The sequence below is a fragment of the Streptomyces murinus genome (assembly GCF_002154555.1).
GTDB classification, from domain to species: Bacteria; Actinomycetota; Actinomycetes; order Streptomycetales; family Streptomycetaceae; genus Streptomyces; species Streptomyces murinus.
In genome coordinates, this window is the sequence record NZ_MUNF01000501.1 from 1 (window position 1) to 4,171 (window position 4,171).

Below are 4,171 nucleotides of genomic sequence, written 5' to 3' on the forward strand. Positions count from 1 at the left end.
GCGCCGACAGCAACGCCGCCCTGGGCGGCGTTGCTGTCGGCGCGGGTGCTGTGGGTCTTGATGCCCTGGGCGACGAGGGAGGCGGGGGAGCTGATGACGGCGGCGGCCTTGCCCTCGGCGCCCTGCATGATGCGGTTGTTGCGGCCGGCCGCGATCTCGTCGCCGAAGCCGGGGACGAAGCGGTAGATCGCGGCGCTGGCGAAGATGGCGAGCAGGATGATCGCGAGGCCGGAGACGACGGCGGAGAACGCGTCGGGGCCGTTGCCGGAGGAGAGGGCGCCGGCGAGGCCGAGGACGATCACGATCACCGGTTTGACCAGGATGACGGCGATCATGATGCCGGCCCAGCGCCTTACGTGGCCCCACATGTTCTTGTCGACGAGGCCCGCGTAGACGACGGTGCCGAGGAGGGCGCCGACGTAGAGGAGGGCGGCGCGGATGACCAGCTCCAGCCAGAGGACGCCGGCGGCGAGGATGCTCACCAGGGAGACGACGATCAGCATGATGGGGCCGCCGCCGATGTCGGTGCCCTTGCTCAGCGCGCCGGAGAACGTGCCGAAGAACGTGTCCGCCTGATCGCCGGTGGCCTTCGCCAGCACGTCGGTGACGCTGTCCGTCGCGGAGACGACGGTGTACAGGATCAGCGGCGTGAACGCCGAGGCCATCACCGTCAGCCACAGGAACCCGACGGCCTCGGAGATCGCGGTCGTCAACGGCACGCCGCGCACCGCGCGCTTGGCGACGGCGAGGAGCCAGAGCAGCAGCGTGAGGATGGTCGAGGCGGCGAAGACGATGGCGTACTGCTGAAGGAACTTCTGATTGGTGAAGTCGACATTGGCGGTGTCTTTGACGGCCGAACTGAGCTTCCCGATCGTCCAGGAAGCCGCCTTGGCACAACCTTGAGCAAGGGAGGAGAGGGGGTCGAGGGTGTCGGTGAGGGGGTTGGAACCGGAACCGGTGCCGCCCTTGGAGCCGTTGTTGCCCTGCTCGCAGTACTGCTTGGCGGGGCCGCGCACCAGGTCGCAGTGATCGCTGCTTGTGGTGGGTGACGGGGACGGTGCGGCAAAGGCGTGCGTGGCCAGAAGCACCGTGGCCGTCTGCAGAGTGCCGAGCACGGCAGTGATCTTGAGGAAGCGGTGGTTAGCGCGCATACGTGAACCCTCCGTACTCCTCGACGGCCTTCGTCATGTCCGTGGCGGTGGAGGCCTGCTGATCGCGGCCCACGGGAACGGGGCCGTCCTTCTGCTGGAAGTCGCTGACCTTCCAGTCGTTGTCGACCCACTTCAGCTCGTAGGTCGTGGTGAACCAGCTCTCGGTCACCGGGTTGGTCGAGGCATCCCCCGAGAGACCGAACAGCGAGGTGTACCAGACCGCGACCGTGGCGGTGTCCTCCGAGAAGGCAGTGGTCTTGGTCCCGACGGGAACGACCCGGGAGACGAAGGTCTCGCCCTTCGGGGCGGTGCCGTCCTTCGTCAGGCCGATGTTGGAGAGGAACTTCGTGCTTGTGTAGGCACTGTCCAGTGCCGATTGTCTGTCCGCGGCGGCATCAGGGGTGTACAGCCTCTCGACGAGAGCGTGCCGCGCTGCGGTGTTGAACATGTCGGCGGATCCCAACGCCACCGAATAGTTCGCGGCCGCACTCTCCGCCCCCTGCTGTGTCCGGGCGAAGCCCGAGGGAATACCGGCCGTTTTGGTGTTCACGGGGTGGGTGCCGGTGGGAGAGGTGGAGGCGGCTTGGGGACGTGTCCCCTTGGGCGCCGAGGTGTTCGCCGATGAGTGGTCACCGCGGTTGGCGAAGGCGATTGCCGCGATCAGCAGGACGACGACGCCGACGACCGTGATGAGTCCGCGGGACGGTGAGCGGCCGGGGCGGCGGGGCGCGCCGCCGTAGGGGTCGTGGTCGGGCAGGCGCGTACGGGTGTGGCCCGTGTCGTCGCCGTAGTCGGAGTAGCCCTGCTCGTCTCCGTGACTCATGCCGTGTACGCCCCCTCCACCTCGTAGACATACGACGGTAGCCGTGCTGGTTCCCGCGCGGGCGCGGTGTGGTGACTCGACATCAGGGAGACGCAACCTCTAAGGGGAGGGGAACACGGGTGCGCTAGACCGCCATGCCGTAGACGATGGTGAACAGCGTGCCCAGGGAACCGATGATGAAGACCCCGGTGAGCCCGGCGATGATGAGGCCCTTGCCCTGTTCCGCGCTGAAGGTGTCGCGCAGTGCCGTCGCCCCGATGCGCTGTTTGGCCGCACCCCAGACCGCGATGCCGAGGCACAGCAGGATGGCCACCGCCATCACCACCTCGATCATCACCTTGGCCTCGTTGCCCAGGCTGCCGAAGGGCCCCCAGTCCGGAGCGATCCCGCCGATGATGGTGTTGATGTCTCCCTTGTCGGCCGCAAAGAGCATGTAAGTCACCGCCCCTGATGGGTAGTTCCGCGAGCCCTCTGCGGTGTGCAGAGGTCAGGCCTCATTGTCGCCGACAACGTCGCCGTCGTATGTCGACTTGACGTCATTGACTGGCGGGTTTCGTACGAATACCTCGTATGGTCACTCTGTGTATCACGGCAGGTCACCCCGGGCAATGAGGTCCGACCGGAACCTGGCCCGTGGTTCCGTCGTTGACCTCCTTTACGCCCTGGCCCGGTTTTTGACGGCCGGTCGGGTGCGGAGCCGCTTCGATGGTCTCACGCGCGGGCGCCGAAAAACGGCCGAGGGCCCCGGCGGCGGACGCCACCGGGGCCTGCGGACGCGCGGGTTGACGAGCGGTCAGCCGGTGAAGGCCGAGACGCCCTCGGGGGTGCCCACGCCGGTCGGGCCGTCGTACCCCGAACGGGCGGTGCACAGGTAGCTGCCGCCGCACGAGCCGTTGCTGCCGCTGGTGACGTCGTTCAGCGCGGACGTGCCGGCCTTGGCGTACGGGAACTTGGCCGGGTACGAGCCGCTGCTCGGGGTGCCCCCCAGGGCGTAGACGCCGGCGATGATCGGCGAGCTGGCGCTGGTGCCGCCGAAGGTGTAGAAGCCGGCGGTGACGCCGTAGGAGTCGTAGACGGAGACGCCGGTCGCGGGGTCGGCCACGGCGGAGACGTCGGCGATGGTGCGCTTGGCGCAGCCGGTGTCGGTCTGCCAGGACGGCTTGGCGTCGTAGGCGGAGCAGCCGGAGCCGGTGCCCTCGGTGCTGGAGGTGTTCCAGACCGACTCGGACCAGCCGCGGGTGGTGGAGGATGCCTTGGACAGGGCGGTGCCGCCGACGGCGGTCACGTACTGGGAGGCGGCGGGGTACTCGGCGCCGTACCCCTCGTCGCCCGCGGAGACGGTGATGGCGACGCCCGGGTGCTTGAAGTACGAGGTGTCGTAGCTGGTGTCGGAGGAGGACTCCGAGCCGCCGTAGCTGTTGGAGACGTACTTGGCGCCCAGCGTCACGGCCTCGTTGACGGCGGTGCCGAGGTTGGCCATGGTCGCCGACTTGGCCTCGACGAGGAGGATGTTGCAGTTCGGGCAGATCGCGGAGGCCATGTCGAGGTCGAGGGATATCTCCTCGGACCAGCCGGCGTCGCTGCTGGGCAGCGAGGTGGTGGAGCCGGTCTGGCTGACCTGCTTGAAGCAGCCGCTGGCCTTGGTGCAGGCGGAGAGGCCGTAGTACGAGCGGTACTTGGCGAGGTCGGCCTCGGCGTTCGGGTCGTTGTAGGCGTCCACGATCGCGATGGTCTCGCCGGCGCCCTTGGACGCGGCGGCGGAGGTCAGGCCGTACGCCGACTGGAGGTCGGAGGGGCCGTAGCCGGAGGGCGTCGAGGCCTTGGGCGTGATGCCGTCGGCGGCCTGCTGCTTCTGGAAGGCGGTGAGCCCGCCGGTCACCCGCAGCGAATTGCAGGCGAGTTCGCCCTTGTGCTTGGGGGTGGCACAGGGGGTCTTGGCCCAGGTCGCCTTGGCCGGTGCGGCGGTGGCGGCGTCGGCCTGGACGGCGGTGCCGAACCCGGCGAGGGCCAGCGCGGCGGCGGCCGCGAAGGCGGCGCCGATCCGGCGTCTGCGGCCGGTGGCCGTGGTTCCGGCGGTGGGGGACGTACGCATGTGTGCAGCCTCCAGGTGTTCCGGACATGGGGGGAACAGGGACGTTGCTGGTGCGTGCGGCGGTACGACGAAGACGATGACTTGTTGAGTACGCGACAACAAGAG

At 68.6% G+C, this 4,171-nt stretch carries 4 protein-coding genes; all 4 read right to left on the reverse strand.

All coding sequences use genetic code 11. The annotated features are described in order from the left end of the window. Positions 1–1,151, reverse strand: a 1,151-nt coding sequence (locus CCN72_RS27880; protein WP_107430169.1) for a hypothetical protein, incomplete at its 3' end; no start/stop codon positions are given. Continuing rightward, positions 1,141–1,974, reverse strand: a complete 834-nt coding sequence (locus CCN72_RS27885; protein ID WP_086810622.1) for a DUF8175 domain-containg protein — start codon at positions 1,972–1,974, stop codon at positions 1,141–1,143. The genes CCN72_RS27880 and CCN72_RS27885, both read right to left, overlap by 11 nt. A 124-nt stretch (positions 1,975–2,098) precedes the next feature. Further along, on the reverse strand, positions 2,099–2,407 hold the full coding sequence (locus CCN72_RS27890; protein ID WP_014673544.1) for a hypothetical protein: 309 nt from the start codon (positions 2,405–2,407) through the stop codon (positions 2,099–2,101). A gap of 360 nt (positions 2,408–2,767) precedes the next feature. Continuing rightward, the gene (locus CCN72_RS27895; protein WP_086810624.1) at positions 2,768–4,066 is read right to left on the reverse strand and encodes a S53 family peptidase; all 1,299 of its coding nucleotides are present in this window, start codon (positions 4,064–4,066) and stop codon (positions 2,768–2,770) included. Positions 4,067–4,171 lie beyond the last annotated feature (105 nt).

Excerpts from the sequence above, each read along its gene's own strand:
- CCN72_RS27890 (WP_014673544.1), bottom strand. The coding sequence starts at position 2,407 with ATGCTCTTTGCGGCCGACAAGGGAGACATCAACACCATCATCGGCGGG.
- CCN72_RS27895 (WP_086810624.1), bottom strand. The coding sequence starts at position 4,066 with ATGCGTACGTCCCCCACCGCCGGAACCACGGCCACCGGCCGCAGACGC.
- CCN72_RS27885 (WP_086810622.1), bottom strand. The coding sequence starts at position 1,974 with ATGAGTCACGGAGACGAGCAGGGCTACTCCGACTACGGCGACGACACG.